12 protein-coding genes and 1 tRNA gene are annotated in these 17,697 nt (G+C 37.1%); 6 read left to right on the top strand and 7 right to left on the bottom strand.

All coding sequences use genetic code 11. The features are described 5' to 3' along the window. Positions 1 to 8: 8 nt before the first annotated feature. The 3 genes from DB41_RS09330 (at position 9) to DB41_RS09320 (ending at position 2,110) form a co-directional block, all read left to right on the top strand. Complete coding sequence (locus DB41_RS09330) at positions 9 to 632, top strand: NYN domain-containing protein (RefSeq protein ID WP_080502498.1); 624 nt, start codon at positions 9 to 11, stop codon at positions 630 to 632. 280 nt (positions 633 to 912) lie between these two features. Beyond that, on the top strand, positions 913 to 1,893 hold the full coding sequence (locus tag DB41_RS09325; protein WP_039386560.1) for a hypothetical protein: 981 nt from the start codon (positions 913 to 915) through the stop codon (positions 1,891 to 1,893). Positions 1,894 to 2,037: 144 nt separating this feature from the next. Beyond that, positions 2,038 to 2,110 (top strand) — tRNA-Ala (locus DB41_RS09320). Positions 2,111 to 2,578: 468 nt separating this feature from the next. On the opposite strand, the gene DB41_RS09315 is transcribed toward DB41_RS09320, so the two are convergent. The 6 genes from DB41_RS09315 to DB41_RS09285 all read right to left on the bottom strand — a co-directional run bounded on the left by DB41_RS09315 (position 2,579) and on the right by DB41_RS09285 (position 13,036). After that, on the bottom strand, positions 2,579 to 3,682 hold the full coding sequence (locus DB41_RS09315; protein ID WP_155117656.1) for a DUF3419 family protein: 1,104 nt from the start codon (positions 3,680 to 3,682) through the stop codon (positions 2,579 to 2,581). A gap of 62 nt (positions 3,683 to 3,744) precedes the next feature. After that, positions 3,745 to 4,509 carry a hypothetical protein gene (locus DB41_RS09310; protein WP_162180948.1) on the bottom strand — a complete coding sequence of 255 codons (765 nt, stop codon included), beginning with the start codon at positions 4,507 to 4,509 and terminating at the stop codon, positions 3,745 to 3,747. Positions 4,510 to 4,872: 363 nt separating this feature from the next. Next, a complete protein-coding gene (locus tag DB41_RS09300; protein WP_052244081.1) occupies positions 4,873 to 5,835 on the bottom strand; it encodes a hypothetical protein in 963 nt (320 codons plus the stop codon). A 419-nt stretch (positions 5,836 to 6,254) separates the two neighbouring features. Beyond that, complete coding sequence (locus tag DB41_RS09295) at positions 6,255 to 7,700, bottom strand: hypothetical protein (RefSeq protein ID WP_039386557.1); 1,446 nt, start codon at positions 7,698 to 7,700, stop codon at positions 6,255 to 6,257. 1,378 nt (positions 7,701 to 9,078) lie between these two features. Continuing rightward, on the bottom strand, positions 9,079 to 12,018 hold the full coding sequence (locus DB41_RS09290) for a hypothetical protein (protein ID WP_039386556.1): 2,940 nt from the start codon (positions 12,016 to 12,018) through the stop codon (positions 9,079 to 9,081). 196 nt (positions 12,019 to 12,214) lie between these two features. Continuing rightward, a complete protein-coding gene (locus DB41_RS09285) occupies positions 12,215 to 13,036 on the bottom strand; it encodes a hypothetical protein (protein WP_039386555.1) in 822 nt (273 codons plus the stop codon). Between the two features lie 321 nt (positions 13,037 to 13,357). Here DB41_RS09285 and thrS point away from each other — a divergent pair, with 321 nt between their 5' ends. The 3 genes from thrS to DB41_RS09270 all read left to right on the top strand — a co-directional run bounded on the left by thrS (position 13,358) and on the right by DB41_RS09270 (position 16,921). Beyond that, complete coding sequence (gene thrS / locus DB41_RS09280; RefSeq protein WP_039386554.1) at positions 13,358 to 15,295, top strand: threonine--tRNA ligase; 1,938 nt, start codon at positions 13,358 to 13,360, stop codon at positions 15,293 to 15,295. Beyond that, positions 15,283 to 16,035 carry a ParA family protein gene (locus DB41_RS09275; RefSeq protein WP_039386553.1) on the top strand — a complete coding sequence of 251 codons (753 nt, stop codon included), beginning with the start codon at positions 15,283 to 15,285 and terminating at the stop codon, positions 16,033 to 16,035. The genes thrS and DB41_RS09275 overlap by 13 nt, the downstream gene beginning before the upstream one ends. A 139-nt stretch (positions 16,036 to 16,174) precedes the next feature. After that, entirely contained in the window at positions 16,175 to 16,921 is a 747-nt protein-coding gene (locus tag DB41_RS09270) for a CT583 family protein (protein ID WP_039386552.1), read from the top strand. A 467-nt stretch (positions 16,922 to 17,388) separates the two neighbouring features. Here DB41_RS09270 and DB41_RS13100 read toward each other — a convergent pair whose 3' ends face one another. Further along, positions 17,389 to 17,505, bottom strand: a complete 117-nt coding sequence (locus tag DB41_RS13100) for a transposase (protein WP_080502497.1) — start codon at positions 17,503 to 17,505, stop codon at positions 17,389 to 17,391. Positions 17,506 to 17,697 lie beyond the last annotated feature (192 nt).

Genomic DNA, 17,697 nt, shown 5'->3' with positions numbered 1-17,697 from the left:
TAAGGAGTATGCATTATTTCATTGATGGCTATAATTTAATGTTTCGCGTGTTAAAAGCTGACAATGAGCTGCAAGCCCAAAGAGAAGCTATTATCCAAGACTTAAATAAAAAAATTCATCTGCTTGGCCTCCAGGCCACCATCATTTTTGATGCTCATCATCAAGCAGGGGAAAGTTCCCGTACACATCTGCAACAACTAGAAATTATTTTTACAAGCGCGGGAGAAACAGCAGATGAACGTATTTTGCAGGAATTAATACATAGTAAAAATCCTCGTCAAGAAACCATTATTACTTCTGATAAAAAGTTAGCTTGGCTTGCCCGAAGGCGAAATGCTAGGACAGAAACTGTTGAAGATTTCTTAGTATGGCTGAATGCTCGCTATCAAAAAAGACTTAAATACTCTACACAGCAGGCTTCCCCCTTAGAGGTTAAGCAAAAATCCATCCTGCGCTTTTCCTCCAAAAAAACTCTTTTATCTAAGCCTCTTACTTCAGTAGAAGGGTGCTTCGAGTTTTATCACCAGCAGTTTGAAATCTCTTTTCAATCGATGGTTAATGCCCACTCCATCAAAAAAAAGAAGGGACCCATCAAGCAAAAAGAGATTCTAAAGACTCTAATAGAGAATTAGATAAGGGATTAACAATGATGGAAAGGTGGCAAAAAGCATTTGAACGAGATCCAAGCTTAGATGAAATTTAAACCTCTAAAAATTAATAAAGTTTAAGTGTTTTTTGAGCTTTTGGGCAGGCTTATCGCCAAATTGATATTGCTTTCTATAAAATAAATGGGTAAAAGAAGTTTTAGATTAACATTACTTTTTTTATCTTCTCTACCCTCTCTTTTCTTCTCAACTCATTCAATTAAGATAAATTTTGTATCTTTATAGGAATTAACAAGGAGAAATCGTGATGTCCTCAGTAGCCAGTACCTCTCAAAATGCTTATCAAAGCCCCATGTTTGCTAAAGATTTTTACAAAGAAAAGCTTTTGTATCCTTCTACTAATAAACATACTATCACCTACACTCATAAAGAAATCAAACCCCTTAGTTTATTGCTAACTCATGACTCTCAAGATGACAATAAAAAAATGGGTAAAATCATTAAATCTGTAGCCTCTTTAGCAGAGTGCATCATTCATATTCTCATTCAACAGGCTGAAGAAAACAAACAAACAGCTCTTTACTATCAATTCCAGCTAGCTATCAACAAGGAGATCTCTACCCTGGTAACCATTTATTCACTGCTAGAGGCACGCAAAGTTAATCCCCGGGCTCTTGCTTTGATGCATGTAATCAATACACTTATGCAATCTCTTTTTTTTAATGAACAGATTAAAAATTCATGGAATACTCTCTTGGGAAACAAAAAAAACACTTGTAGATCGTCTCTTAATTCTTCTTCTACCAAGCAAGAGCCTGCAGCTTCCACGCCCTTAAAGCAAGTAAAAGCTTCATCTTCTGCTGCTACCCTTGAAGGACCTTTTATTAATAATGAATATGTCATTTACGCCCATCCCAAAGTATGCATAGATACGACCGATCTAGAGTTCAGCGATGATAATGAAAAAGATGAAAAGAAAATGCGTAATATTCAAACGGCAGTAGCTGCTATAGCTATCTCCATTTTATGCTTTGATGATTATCAAAAGGCCCATGCCCAGGAAGGGAAAATGATTGCTAAGATCGCCACCCTGCTAAATAAGGAGTTAGCATGGTTAGCAGTGATTTACGGATTGTTAGAGAGGCAAGAAAATCATTCCTTGCTAATAGAGCAAAAAGTCCAAGCAATGAAAGATGTGGTAGAAACCACCATTGCATCCCTTTCTACGATTGAGTATGTTAACAAATGGTGGAAAGCTTACCTAGAGAAAAGTAATAGTACAGTCTAAAAATACTCTACTAACCTCTCGGTATAAAAGCTATTAAGCGGCGTTCATTATAAGAGTATGCCGCATAATGAAAAAATATTTAAAAGAAGAGGGATTCTTCTTGCTCAAAAACAAGCTTCATCATACAATTTTTGTTTTGCTTGAGGGGCGTTAGCTCAGTTGGTAGAGCGCTACAATGGCATTGTAGAGGCCAGCGGTTCGACCCCGCTACGCTCCAATTATTCCCTTATCTTTCTTAAATTGTATTCTTCGAAACTTTGATCACTAGCCCTTAAGAAATTTTGAGCAGATGGGCAATGAAAAAAAATATAATGGTTTCTATTATTTCAGAGGTTTACTCCTTTTGTAAGGGAAATCTATTGGGAAAAGCTAAAATCGCTTTTCCTTAGCAAATATAAGTTTTCTCTTTTCCGCCCCTTTAAAAATAAAGGGGATCTTCATTAAAATTGCCCCTCCCCGTTAGGAAGCCTCTACTTTTAGCTTTCCCCCTCCGCCTCTTTTTTATACACATTTCCTACCTTCACGCCCTGCTAACGGTTTAGCCTCTTTTTATTGAGCGCTAAAACAGGCTCTTTCTTTTTCATCGGCAGAGTTTAAAACTTTTTCTGGGCAAATTCTTTAGATGCAAGAATTTATCAAGTAACACGATTGCATAGCAATCGGCTTAAAAGCATAGGGGTATTAATTATTTACTTATAGTGCCTGCCATGTAACGATAGACAAAACAGCGATCTTTTTTCTCCAACCTATCTTCTAGCTCCCCATCCCTTGCAAAGGAACTTACCAGATTTTCAGGAAGCTGATGGTTAGATAAAAATTGACGAATTGAAAAACGAGCCTGAGGCTTAGCTACCCGTAGAACTTCCTGCATCATCTTTGCAAAATTTTTGGGGCTTAAATAAGAAGCCACATCGGACAAGGAAAAACAATCGAAACTATTAGCGGGACTGGTCTCTAAAAATGTTACCACATCGATATTTTTTACTTTAAGGCGATGGGTTCTTTTTTTGATAATGCTTACACCCTCTTGTGTTAAATAGGGAGGAAAGGCCTCAGGAGCTACTTTACCTTTAAAAATTAATGAAAATAGTAAACTTTCTTTGGCCAGGTTATGCATTAAGCTATTATGCATGCGCCTGTAAAGATAGCTACCAACTCGTGTAGCCCCATTAAGGTGGTTATATAAGCCAGGATCACTTACAATACAACGTAGAAGCAAACGCGCTAGCGCCGAATTTAAGCTTAAATCAAACAACTTACGCCAGTAAACCTTATCCCATGCTTTTTTCACAAATTCTTGCTGTTCTTTAAGATCAGAGAATTCAAATAACTTATCTACTTTTTTACCTCTTAATATACGTAGCAGAGGCGCTACGATTGATTGGCACTTTTTTTCTACCACTCCTTGATAAAGCACGCCTTTCTCTATCATCTTTTTTTTATTTATCCAGTAGTGTCTAGATTTTTCCTCAAAATGCGGAAGCAACTTTTGAAAAGTATGCAGGCGTTGCTTACGTGCTGGCACAGCGCCTAGAAATTCAATGTACTCTTTGTAAGAGAGATGTTGCATCGCGACGCACTTCAGATTTAAAAGATGGTTTTGAATAGGATTAGCATCAATGGAAACAATTTCCTCACAATCATCCAGAAGAAGATGTAACGGGCGGTCCCCACTTGCCGTAATGCTAAGAACTCGATCTCCTGTTTTAATCTTTAAGGCTTCCTGCTCAGATCTCCAATCTTCATTGCCAAAACTATAACTAAGCCGCGAGAAAAATTTTTCTGCCATCCATCCTTCCTTTATTAAATTTCGTCCATTGATCTTTAAGCTCTTTCCTAACCCTTTTCGTTTCACATATCGTAGCGCTGAGGATTTCCTTGGCGAGGGATGCTATTAATAAGTACATCCACCAAATTACTCCACTGGCGCGCTTGCACATAAGGTAAAATCTCGTTTACATTCACTCCGACATTGTCGGCAAAATCGCAAGTAAATTGGATCAGATTATCTTTATCAAACTCTTCATTTAAACTGCTTTTCATTCCATCATAGTAATTGCTCCACACATACCCACCTTTTTTACGAATAGCATGTAGGCCTGCTTTGAGCTCTTCATCATTGAATATACATTGTAAAAACCGAAAAGGATGTAGATGGTTGATTTTATCTCCTGCTCTTTCTAAAGAGGATTTTTCTCTTGCCAGTTGAGCTAAATTATATTTGGCTAATGAACGAATGACATAACGAATGTTATTTTTTTCATCTGTACTAACAGGTCTCGAATAATTACGTGTCACTTTATGTTTACCTTTATTCACACATATTTCTGGTATTCCTATGGTGTAATTAAAAGATAGCTCTGGATTGGCTTCTGAGCCATTTAAATATGATCCTGCCGTCTTCTGAGCTATATCTAGCTCCACTAGATGAGCTTGGATTCCTTCTAAGACTTCAAGGAAAGGAGCATTTTCATCTACCTGAATCAAAAAGCTATTACCGCAAGGATCTGCCACTCTCATATCTAGCGCAGATAGATAGGAAAAATAAGACAAAGAGAAAACAAAAAAGCTAGAAAATTCATTGAAAAGCCTTTTCTTAAGGTTTTTCTTAAGCAAGGAAAAAATTTTCCCTTATTTAGCCTTTTTTTGTTTAAAAGAGAGCCTTGGCCTCTTTTTGTTAAATAGCGGAAAAGTCTAATGCATGTAATTATAATTTCCATCTTTACCTTTTTTTAAGTTGGTATTATTAAATTCAAACCTTACAAACTGGCTCTTAAATAAGATAGAGGACAAGCTTATAAGGAACTTTTTAGCACTCCTGCTCCCATTCTCCCCCTACTGTTTAAAGCCTCGCCTTTTATTCCAAACTCTATGCACTTATGCTAGTGGGCAGAAGCTAAAAATATTGCAGAAAATGATGAAGAAACAAGCGTATGATCAGCAAAAAAACTTTTAATCGATCTGAAAGATGATGAACATTTAGAACATATACAAGCAGCGAAAATCAAAGCCATAATTGTTCATCTTAGTTTCTGCAAAATCAAAGGGAAAATCTGGATGTCCCCCATAATGTCTATACTCATAAAAGGGTACCACAGATAAGGCTAGCTTATCTGCCCAGCCATTTAATCTGTAAATAAGAGGTAATTCAAAACGATACTGAATTTTGTGTTCTAGGCTAATCGTGCTGTCTCTTTGATGAGGATCAGGGTCATCGCTGATCTTACATTTACTAGTAAAAAGGAAGCGTGTTTTAAAGTTGATTCCTATCCCCCATGAAGGATGGGGATAAAAGAGAGAGAGAAACCCTACTGTAAAATAATCATAAGAAATGCGCATTTTATGAATTACAGGGGAGGGTTTAAGAAATTTGTTAGTTTCGCACAAGTATCCATACCCCAAGTAGGGTACAAATGTGGGCATCCAGCCTCTTTTCATCTGAAAAGTGTAGCCTACGCGCCCTTCAACATTTCCCTCTCTATAACAGGATTTAAGCTTATGGCCTTTTGCGCTGCGTCCTTGTAACTTTCCCGCAGCATACAAGGCATTTAAGCCCCCATAGAGGCGACAGCGCTTAATCCTATCATAGCCTGCATGAACTCCATAGATAAAGTTATGTTGCTTAGAGCTCCCTGTATTGAACGAGCGTTCCCTATGAATATGATAAAAGGTTGGGCTTATATAAAATTGATGAGGTGATAAAGGAGACGTTTGCTCATAAGCATTCTCTCTTTCCATCTCATAAGAATTCCTTTTGTCATTTACAGAGCAATAGACACTATCCGCTTTCTCCAAGCTCTTTGCAGGGCTGTTTAGACAGTGGGATGTAAGTTCAGTGTCTGCACAAAGATTGTTGCCACAATTATCCGCTGCTTGTGCAGCTGCTTGGGATGATAAAAATGCTATTACTCCTATTAGCGTTCTTTTAATAATCATAGTCATAGTGAATTACCAAATTTTGGTGAAAATGCATGTTATGTCAAAGGCCTGCTTAATCTGTCAACAGGCTTCTTAAGAATTTCGGCAAAAAATTAAGTAGAGCTTTCAATAAGCCTAACAAATAATTTTTAGGCCTACATAGAGAAGAGAGAGGAATTAAATTTCTTTATCCTATTTTTTCTATCCCTACTACAAGAATTTAGTGCTTACTTAAACTATAAACTTCACTGATTAGCAAATGTTTTAGGAATAATTTTTTTGCTGAGGTAGAGAGTCTAGGGGGCTATTTATTGGACTTTTAACATTTTTTGAAGAGCAAAATTATAAGAGAGAAAAGAAAAAATTTAATTAAAAAGCTAAAATTTGGCATCGAAGACACCAAATTTTAGCTTTTGTATTTAGGCTAGATTGTCTCTCTTAATTTAGAAAGAGTAAATAGCTTCAGCTACAAAATTGGAATAATGATGTTTTCCACCAATACTCTTTTTAGCTGCTCTTGTTAATTCTAGTTTAACATCAAGAGACAAGTTGTCAGTTAAAGCATATAAGCCTTCAAATTTCCATCCTTTATAGTTCGTGTTACCACGTCCTTGATAGGTAATACTCTCTTCGAGGATATTTCCGCGGCCAATACCATTAGTATCGTTATCAGGCATTGCATAAGCTTGTACACATTGGTATTGAGCTTCAAAAGACCAATCGCCTTCTTTTTCAACCTGACCGATTAAGAAACCAAGGTACCATCCCCATTTTTGACGGTTATCCGAGCGATGATGATGGTTCTGATGATGGTGAACATACCATTGGGTTGGGTTGAGTTCGTCCCTACGACCTTCATAAGCACCTGATCTATGACGTCCTTCGCCATTATAAAGCACAGCACCGAAGATTTGAGTAGGCTTGCCCCAGAACCAATCAGGATTTAAGTGATAAGTAAGAGTAAGCTGGGATGTTTTAAATCTAAAGCCATTAGGATTTCTTACAAGAAAACGGTTTCGGCCATATTTATTCCAGTTAATGAAAGAGTATTGAACATCTAGTCCATAATCTTTGATATTCATTAAGCCAATTTCTGTAGCATAAGCTAAGTGATTAACTCGTTCATCCACCACAAAACCAGCTACTGTCCAATACCATTCTCCTATAGCTTCAGTACTTCCACTATAGTAAAGAGCGATACCATCCATACGGCTACCAAACTGCACTTCAGATTCAAAAACATCGTAAAGTTTACGACGACCTACCTCAATATCGAAGCGAGTGCCGCCACCTTCGTAGATGTTATATCCCCAATAAGCTCTTTTTAAACTGAAATCTTTTCCTGCACCGCTACCATGGTATCCGGCAGGATCTTGGCTAAAATCTAACCATCCATTGTCGGAAACCCCACATGCATTATCGTATTGCAAATGAGCTACGGCATAGGCACGGTCATATTCATATTTAAAGAAAACGTTGAATTCAACATTAAAATCATTGCGAGATAAAGGTAGTCCACGAGGAGTAACCTTGTCTTTAATCGTGTAAGGATCTGTAGCTTTGCCGCCTCGCAGTTTTTTATAATCGCCATCGCTTACATAATGGGCTTGAGAAAAAACACTTTTTCCTCCTTCGGTTTTAGGAAGAACGCCTTTCTCATTCACATGACGCCATTCAGATCTAACATCGCCACTTACTTTTAAGTTGTTGGCTTTCTCGGCAAGATCTACGTTTCTTTTAGTTGAAATATATTCTTGAAGGGCATTGAAATCTCTTTCGTTCAATCTTCCTTCTTGACTCAATCTATTATTCTCAATCTCTTGTGCGCTGATAATAGATGTTATACCCATGAGCGCTAAGAGCGAGAAAAGTAGTTTATAATGTTTCATGACTTCTCCGTTATTACTTACATTGCAAGTTTAAGTGTTCAACATTAGCTTTTTTATTATGAGTAACTAGCTTCTAGTACCTGTAAGTATGACACTAAAGCTATTAATCATAAAAAGCTAAAATTGCTTTCAATCGTACTTTTCGATGCATATCTTTTAAAGATTAATCGGCTAAAAGTCAATACTTATTCCCGATAAATGAGGAATTTTAAATTATGTTTATAGGTTTTAATAAAATTATGTCCTTACAGAAAAACCCTTTGAGAAGCCAGCGAGAAGAACACTAAGTTAAATGTTAAAGGATGAAAATAAAGCCGAGAATAACATTAGAAGCTAAACTTCATAATAATGAAAAAAAGAGAAGCTAATGACCGCAGTGAAAATCTTAATCGTTTAATAGCTAGTAGAGTTTTTTATTACCTTGGATGATTTTCTACCTAGAAAGGAAGAGTTGTATGCTTTTGAGCAGCTCTTTATGCAAACATATACTTAATAAAGATTATATTTTAAAGAAAGGGCCAGCTTGCAAGGGTGAATTTACTTTTTAAACTCTATATCCACAGTGTATTTAAGCAGCATTTTAAAACATCCTTAACAAGAAAAAAGCAAAAGCTGATGAAAAAGATAAGGATACTTGGACATTAGCCTAACAATACTCTTTTCAACAACTTCTTATGCTATCATGGATAAAAACCTGTGCCTTAATCTTAGAAAATGGTTTTAGATAAGTACGGCCTATATAAAGCGAAGAAATAGTTTTGAACTTTATACCCACATTCCGCAGGTTAATCTCCATTGGCCTATAATTTCTGAAATGAGGGTTGAGTCAAAACATAAGTTCTTACTCATTAAATAGTTAATCAATCCTCCTGTAGTCATAGTAGTTTTTGGATTATGATGGATTAATTAATTTATCCTATTCTCTTATCTCAATTGCATTACATAGGGGAGAAATCCTAAGGGGGTTAAAGTCTTTGCTACAATACTTTTTCATCTTTCATGTTTTCGCTTTCTATGCTTAGGGTGGAACAAGAATAGTTTTTTCTAAAAAAAGCTGTAGGTCCACGTTCCTCTCATTAATTTTAATCCTTTGATTGTTAACCCGTTAAAAAAATTAATTCTTTAATCTAAATTCTACTCCTTTCTTGTTTTCAGAAAGTCATAAAAAATAGTGAGTAAGGGGGGCTAAAATTAATTTATCAAAATTACTAAAAAATAATATCTTGGGATCGTTACAACCTGCGGAATGTGGGTTTATACAAAAGAACTCCTAACCTTGCAATAAACGGGGGTAGATAAAAAAATCTAAGAAATTAATTAAACTTTAAGTGTGTTCTAAAGCTTGTTTGAATCGGCTCATCCTGATCGCTTGATAAAGCTAGAAAGTATATTCATAAGGACGCGGATACACTCCCCATTGAGACTGGCGCTGAGAGCCGTTTAACCAATGCTCCCATAGGCTCATCGGGTAGCCTGTTGACCCTAAAACATCTACCCGCCATAACTCTAAAGAGCCATTTCCAGGATTGACCACAAAGGCAAAATAATCTTTTACCCAATTGGTATCCGCAAAAAAAATTGAGCTAGGCATGGCATAACCTAGCTTTTGCACAGCTTGAGTCACTCGAAGATGATAATCTAGAGAGCAACAGGTACGATCTAGATAAAGGCATACAATTGCTTTACAAACATCTTGTAAGGCCTGAGAGGTAACAACTTTAGTCTTTGGGGAACTTTTAATCAAAGCCCTTAAACAAGCCTGTAGCGGAAACTTATTTTCATCGATAAAGATAATATCCTTTAGTTCCTTAAAAACATTTTTTACGCGTTCTTCTAACTCTTCTATAGAAAATAGAGGCAATAAGTTGTATAAAGTTCCATCAATTACATCGGACGAAAGCGCTGCTCTTTCTTGTGCTCCTAGTCCCCGCTCCTGTTGGATTTGCCCCAATAAATGATTTCGAAACTCTACTGTTTTCATAGGACTGGATAAGCCAATAATTTTTTTTCTAAAAGAATGTCTATAATGTGCGGGTAAACCTTGAGAAATAGAGTCAACAAGATAATCTAACATCTCATTGTTTAAGCGTATGCGCTCGATGAAATTAGACATAGGGGCAATCAGATTGTCCCTTATCCATGTATAAGTAAATGCATCATTTGCCCAAGCTTCTTTAAAAGGACTCAAACCTGGCCTAAAACCAAAGGCATGGGTGGGAGAGTGCATTAACATAAGCTTGGTAGGGTCTTTAAGAAATCTTTCGCTAATAGAAGGGGGAGATTGTTTCATAATATCTGTCAAAAAAACCAAAAATTCTACAGGACTTTCTATCCAACGGCTAATTTTTACTGGTTTGCTGTCTCGGCGAAAGTAGGTAGATACTAAAGTTTCCATGCTGCCCCCCGAAGTATAACACCAGGGCTTCTTTTCAATCTGATCTAAATGTTCTAAAGGAGCGTGAACTATACGGGAGTGATGAGCAGCTGCCATGCGATAAAAGGAGGTTTCCAAAAATTCGTTGGTTCGCACATGCGAAATAATAGCGGTAACCATTTCGGCATACTCATCTTTCATGCCTTCCAATTCCGCACTCGAAGCTATTTCACTTTCTGTGGTTGAAAAAAAGCTAGCTAAAGAATCAATGAATTGAGAAGGTTCATAAATACGCATCCAAGAAGCTGGGTTGTTTCTCCCAAACTTATAAAGCAATCGAAAACCTGCAGGGCTATCATCATAGGGGTTAGCAGTAAAATCATGCATATCCGCATCATATACTTCTTGGAAATATTTGGGGAAAAGCTCCGTATAATACTGAATGATTAGGTTAAATAAGTTTGCATACCTTGAGGCTTTCCGATGAGTTTTGTTTTTTAAATCCTCGAAAGTATAAAACTCATTGCGCTTACTTTGATATTCAGCTTTTAACCAGGCAGCCTCTTTTTCCGAAGCATGCTGCATACGTCCTTCTAAATACTTCACTTGAGCATAAATTTGGGCATGTTCTTCCTCCAAACTCTGCATTTTAGCCTGGGTCTCTTCAAGCTTTTTTTGTAAAAAAGCATATAAACATTGGCCAATTCCTCCTTTTTCTTGCGGTTCTAAGCCTAAGCTAGCATACAGATTCCATTGAGTAAAACCTGCTTTATTTTCCGCAAAGCTGGCAACTGTAAACTCCCAAGCTTTTAAAAGAGCATTATCAGCAAGGGCTTTAAAGGCCTCTTTAGCCTTGTCATAATGAAGTAAAAAATTAGCACAGGCCTGGCCTTTACTAGAGCCTGCTTGAGGAACTTGGAACATCAAGCTACTTTGCATCGACTCTGAAGTCCTTTGTTGGTAATCCTCTAGATCCTTTGTGGTGATATTAAAATACTTTAGCAACATTAGTTTAAGCAGCTGTTCAGCAGAAATATAAAAGATAGAATTTTCGTCTTGAACTTTTATGATCTCTTTGGCTAACGCTTTTAGTTGGATACATTTTGCATCTAGGCTTGCTTCTACATCGACCAACCCTATTACCTCGCAAGCAGCTATTAAGCCTGGAGATAAAGATAAATTTGCTAGGGAGGTGGGGATGATTTTCTTAAGATCTCCTGAGCCCCAGGAAGGGCTTAAAGGTACAGAATATTCCGCTCCACCCCAAGTCCTTTTTAATCGACCTGTAATTAGCAACTCATCAATATCTAATAAAAATCTAAGGGGCTGCTCATCATGGATAATAAGGCAGGGGGCAGTAGCAAAACAAGAACCTATATTCTGCCTAAGATAACAAAGAAAAGCAGAAAGAGCTGCTCGACGTGCATGAGCATTAGTAAGAGTAGTTTTTTCAGGTAGCTGTAAGGTAGCCATAATCAGCTGTTCGGCAATCCTATTGGAGTAAGGCTTTTGAATGGCGTGCAGCTGTCTTTGCACATCTTTATTCTCATTTAATACTTTCAAAGCTTTTAAAAGATGCTCCTGGCGTACTGAGTCATGCTGGCGCTCAGGGCCTAGAAAATAAAGATGCTGGGAAATAAGATGGATAACTTTAGTGAGTAAAGCAAAATTCAATTCTCCTTTATCATTGATTAATAGATTAGCTAACCTCCTAGTTTTTAAAACATTACGTACCGCACAGCTTTCCTGAAATTTTGATCGATCTAATCTTTTAGAAAGTTCATCATATTCCTCACTAGCCACACGTTTCAGATTGTCGGCATCTTTAGCTAAGAAGCGTTTACGACGCTGAGAAACATAGGTAAAAACATCAGTAAAAAAATTTCTATCATTTATAGGATGGGGAGAACGGGATAAAAGAGATAAAATTTTTTCAAACTCCACCTTACAACCTTATGTCTATTTTTTTGCATCATATACAAGGTGGCAATAAGTTGTAAAAGAACAATCGATAAACAAAATCCTCTTAAAGCCCCTTCCCCTTTAAGCTATTCAAAACCAACGTAAAAGGGAGTAGACAAATTACTTTCCCAATCAAAAGATTAATAATAAACAAGGAAAAATTATTTTTTACTAGATATTAAAGATTTCTTTTTATAGATGTTTGATGATCTACCTCTATAGGTGGGGCCTCTTTGTTATATTCCCTTTTTCTTTCTTGGCTAAACCTTACCGAAAAACTTTTTTTACGAGATTTTTTTGTACCCCTTTTTGCTGGCAGTGTTGCTTCTTCTACTTTCGCTTGGGGGGTGGTATTCACTTCTCGCGCCATTTTAAGTTCACGCTGAGTCTTTTGATTTCTTCTCACCCGACTTATAAAATCCTTGCCCCAATTTCCTGCAGAAATTGGCTTATCACTCTGCTTAGGTAATTTAGCTTCAATAGATGCCTGTTCCCTTTTCCTTACATCCTCTAAAATACCACTATCTTTAATCTTTACTGCAGCTTGAGCCTTTGCTGTAGCCTCCTTCTTAGTTGACTTACCAGTCCATCGGCCTTCAATTAAAGCCGCTTCCCTTTTCCTTACATCCTTTAAAAAATTAGTTTCTTGATTTTTTGCCTTTCCTAGATTAGGAAGATTATCTGATAATGGGTTGATAGCTTTTTGAGCGACCCATATTACTTTGTCTCTAGTCCCTGTAGACGCACGCAACCATAATTTTTTTACTCCTTTATAATCTAAAGCTAAAGGAATTAAAGATAAAGTAGCTAAAGCTGCCAAGACGCCATAACATATGCGCCATCCTAAGCTATGAACATTAAGCTCTTTATAAGTAATTTTTTCATACGTAGTCCCTTGATAGCGTACGGTTTTAGCGCGAATTTTTTCATATTTAGAACTTTGAAGATAAGGGTCCTGGGAAGCAGACTCTACAATTAGAGGCTTAAAAAATTTAACCATAATCTACCTACTAAATTTTCAAATTTAATAACACGGATTGAATTCATACTATTAACATGGTTGCTATATAAACCACAGCCTTTAGCAAAAAAAGCTTTAATTATTTTCATCAACTGAATTAGCAATAATTCTACTAATAAATTATATTAATTAAACAGTTTTATTTGCTTCATCCATACATCCAGGCCTATCCCTCCCTCCTTCCCTCTTTTTTACTTGCACGACCTCCCTATTGTCTGTTAACTTCGACAATTTCTTTCCTTGCCAAATGTTTTAAGGAAGGTTATTATTAATTATCATCTTAAGGATAAGCTAATTACTATGTTCGTCAAATTGAATAACCAGCAATCTATAGAAATTCCTGAAAAAAGCACAGCTAGAGATTTAGCAGAAAAGATGAATCTTCGGGGCCCTCATCAAGCTCTAGGGGTAAGTATTAATGGAAAAAAATATGACCTATCGCAAGAATTAAGCGAGGGAGATGAGGTCGAATTTTTTAGCTTTGAAGATCCTAAAGGTAAAGAGATTTTCTGGCATACATCTGCTCATATACTAGCCCAAGCGGTTCTTCGTCTCTATCCAGAAGCTAAGCCCACTATCGGGCCACCTATCGAGAATGGTTTCTATTATGATTTTGCCCATCTAAATATTTCGGAAAGTGATTTTGAAAAAATTGAAAAAGAAATGCAAGCTATCATTGGTGAAAACTATGTAACGAAACGAGAAATTTTTTCTTCCAAAGAACAAGCATTGCAAGCTTTTGAAAATAATCAATACAAAACTGAATTAATCAATAGCTTTGATTCGGAACTTACCGGCTACCATCAAGGTGAATTTTTCGATCTTTGCCGCGGGCCTCATCTTTTTAATTTAGGAAAAGTTAAAGCCATAAAGTTAATGAAAACTTCGGGAGCTTACTGGAAAGGGGACCCTCAACGAGAGATGCTCACTCGTATTTACGGCATCTCTTTTCCTGATCGTAAAATGCTTAAAGAATATTTGCAGCAAATCGAAGAGGCTAAAAAAAGGGATCATAAAGTCTTAGGACCTCATCTTGATCTATTCTCTCTTAAAGAGGAAGCTCCTGGCATGCCTTTTATTCATCACAAAGGAATGATCATTTGGAACACCTTATTAAAATTCATTCGAGAATATTTAGAAGAGGGAAACTACATTGAAATTAAAACTCCTACACTGATGGCCCGTGAACTCTGGGAGCTTTCAGGCCATTGGACTAACTATAAGCAAAATATGTTTTCCTCTTCTATTGAAGACCATGATTATGCCATTAAACCCATGAATTGTCCTGGCTGTATGCTTTTTTATAAATCTCATGTGCATAGCTATCGAGAGCTTCCTTTACGTGTGGCTGAAATAGGTAATGTACATCGCTATGAGCCCTCGGGCTCTTTATCAGGGTTATTTCGCTGCCGTAGTTTCCACCAAGATGATGCCCATATTTTCATGAAGCCTAGTGATATCAAGCAGGAAATCCTTTCTATTCTTCGCATGGCCGACAGCCTTTATACTACTTTTGGATTGCATTATCATCTAGAACTTTCCACCCGTCCGGAAAAGAATACGATTGGTAGCGATGAAGAATGGGAAATGGCTACCAAAGGCTTGAAAGAAGCTTTAGACGAGTCAGGATATTCTTATAAAATTAATCCAGGTGATGGGGCTTTTTATGGGCCTAAAATTGACTTTCATATTCGCGATGCCATCAATCGTACTTGGCAATGTGGAACGATACAATTGGACATGGCTCTTCCCGAAAGATTTCAATTAGAATATACAGCAGCCGATGGAAGCCGGCAACGGCCTGTCATGCTGCATCGGGCCATCTTTGGCTCTGTGGAGCGATTTTTTGGTATTTTGATTGAGCATTTTTCAGGAAAATTTCCTTTATGGATTAGCCCTCTTCAATTGCGTATTTTAACAGTAGCTGATAGGCATGCTCCTTATGCTGATGAAATATGCGCTATACTGAAAAAGAAGGGCTTTCATGCAGATGTAGATGATGCCAGCGAATCTGTTAGCAAAAAAATCCGTAATGCTCAGCTTGCTCAGATTAACTACATTTTGACTGTAGGTAATCAAGAACAGGATAATAAGACCATTAATCTGCGCACTCGTGACAATGTAGTGCATGGCCAAATTGAACTGGATGAATTAATTCTACAGATAGAGCAAGAAAGAAAGAGCCGAAGCTTGGAAACACCTTTTAAGAAGGAGACTTCCTCATCATGCATTGTATAGCTATTAGCAGCTTTAAGGGAGGAACAGCTAAAACATCGAGTGCTTTGCATTTAGGTGCTGCCTTAGCTAAGTTTCATAAAAAGAAGGTGCTCTTAATAGATTTTGATGCACAAGCCAACTTAACAACAGGCTTAGGATTTGATCCTGATGAAAATGATAGTATGGCTACAGTTTTGCAAGGTAATAAAACTCTAAAAGAAGTAATCAAAAAAACTAGTGTTGGCAACCTTGATCTTATTCCTGCAGATACATGGCTCGAGCGTGTGGAAGTGACTGGCCAGCTGGCCTCTGACCGCTACTCTCATGAGCGATTAAGTGACTGTATTAAAGATGCTCCCTACGATTTTACTATTATTGATACCCCGCCTTCTCTTTGTTGGTTAACTGAATCGGCTTTGATTGCCGCTCAGCACGCGCTAGTATGTGCAACCCCAGAATTCTATAGCGTTAAAGGATTGGAAAGGCTCTCGCAGTTTATGGAAAGTATCGGGCAACGTCACCCTTTAAATTTACTAGGAGTGATTCTATCCTTTTGGAATCCACGCGGAAAAAGTAATGAGGCTTTTTTAGAAGTCATCGATAAAACTTTTCCCAAGAAACTCTTAAAAACTAAAATACGTAGAGACATCTGTGTATCGGAGGCTTCCATATTTGGTAAGCCCATCTTTGATACTGTACCTAATAGCAGGGCAGCTGAAGACTATATTGCCTTAACTAAAGAACTTCTTAAACGCTTATAATGTCAAGCCGCTTTACATTGACCTGCCCATAAAAGATGATCGCTAAGAAAAAAATACAATTTTAGATTAAGAACTAGCGCCTTAACTAATAAAATTTTTACCCCTTTTTACCTTCAAATCCTTAAGGATACAAAAAGCCATGAGCCATGTTAACAGCTTGATATCAGAGCGCCTCAAGAAAAATAGTCAAACTTCTAAAATGTCTGCCTTAGCTAAGCAATCAGCCAGTGGAAATCTTACCAGTTTTTCGGGGATTTTTAGCCTCAGTGAGTTAAATGATAAAGAAAAAGAATTTCTTCTTAATCTATTGCGCCAATATGCCGTAGGAAAGGAAGACCTAGAGCAAGACTTTACCTCTCTAACTTCTATTACTTCTGAAGTCAAAGCAATCAACAACCAAGCTGCAATTTTGCACGGAGAACGCATAAAAAAAGCGCAATCTATTCTTACTCGTTATAAGGATGGTGCTTTTACAGCCTGGCTATTAGCAGCCTATGGCAACCGTCAAACCCCTTATAATTTCTTACAGTATTATGAATTTTATGAACAGCTCCCCAAAAAATTGCGTCCTCAAATAGAAGCGATGCCTCGTCAGGCCGTTTATACTTTGGCAAGCCGAGAAGCCCCTCTAGAAAAAAAGCAAAATTTTGTAGAGTCTTATCAAGGGGAAACAAAAGCTGAACTCTTAATTAAAATTCGAGAACTTTTTCCTTTAGAAGACAAAGATAAAAGGGGACCAAATTGGGGAGAAAATACTATTCAACAACTCAAGAAGCTTACTGCAATCCTTGATCAAAAAAATGTCTCGATTTCTAAAGTCCATCAATCTCTTATTTGTGAATTGCTAGATAACTTGAAAGTCGTTGTATCGGGCCGCAAATCTTGAAATAAAAGCTTTATTAAGCTTTATAAGAGCCAGACACCCTCTTTCATAAAATTTCTCCCCTATAGAAAGGACCTCTTGCTAAACCCATAGCCTGAAGTGTTATGGCTCTACTTCTGACAGTAAGCCATTTTATTACATTTTATTTTCTAACTTGCCTCAGACAGACTTAGAATTTCTGTGTAAATTTTGCAGTCTTTGATAGGCTCTTTGAAGTGCTTTAAGGAGCGACTATATTGTATAGCGAAGTAATTTCAGGAAGGTCTTATTTTAAGAAATGCAAGCATATCATAAGTGAGAAGAGAGGCAACAATAGGATTTCCTTAAGAACATGCAATGTTAATGGAGATTAACAAGTGGCTATCGTTTTCAACCATTTTGACATTCTAGCTTTAAGCTTTTTTAGTACAAAATACTTTTGAAACATGTGAAGGTCTTTTTTCAGCTATTTCCTTATCCGATAACTCGTGTTAATTAAAGAAGTAGAATGGGTGCGCCTGGTGCCAAAAACCATGCCCACAAAAATATTGCCAGTAAGCATTTTCTACCCACCGATACACCACATTTTCATCAGAAATTCTATACATGTGTTACAAGGTAAGGAGCCCTACAGCTAACCTTACAGGCTTAGCTGGTTGGCCTATTTTTCTACAAACAGCTTATCAAATTCTTCTTCTAGCTGCTTCCATCCAATCAATTTGGATAGCTTAAATAAGAGAATGATTTTGATTGAGTTTGTCGCTAAAGCGGAATTTAAAAAGGTGGTCCTATTGGCTATC

This window comes from Neochlamydia sp. TUME1 (assembly GCF_000813645.1).
Classification (GTDB): domain Bacteria; phylum Chlamydiota; class Chlamydiia; order Chlamydiales; family Parachlamydiaceae; genus Neochlamydia.
The sequence above is the reverse complement of the archived record's forward strand: the minus strand, read 5'-3'. Positions and strand labels throughout refer to the sequence as shown.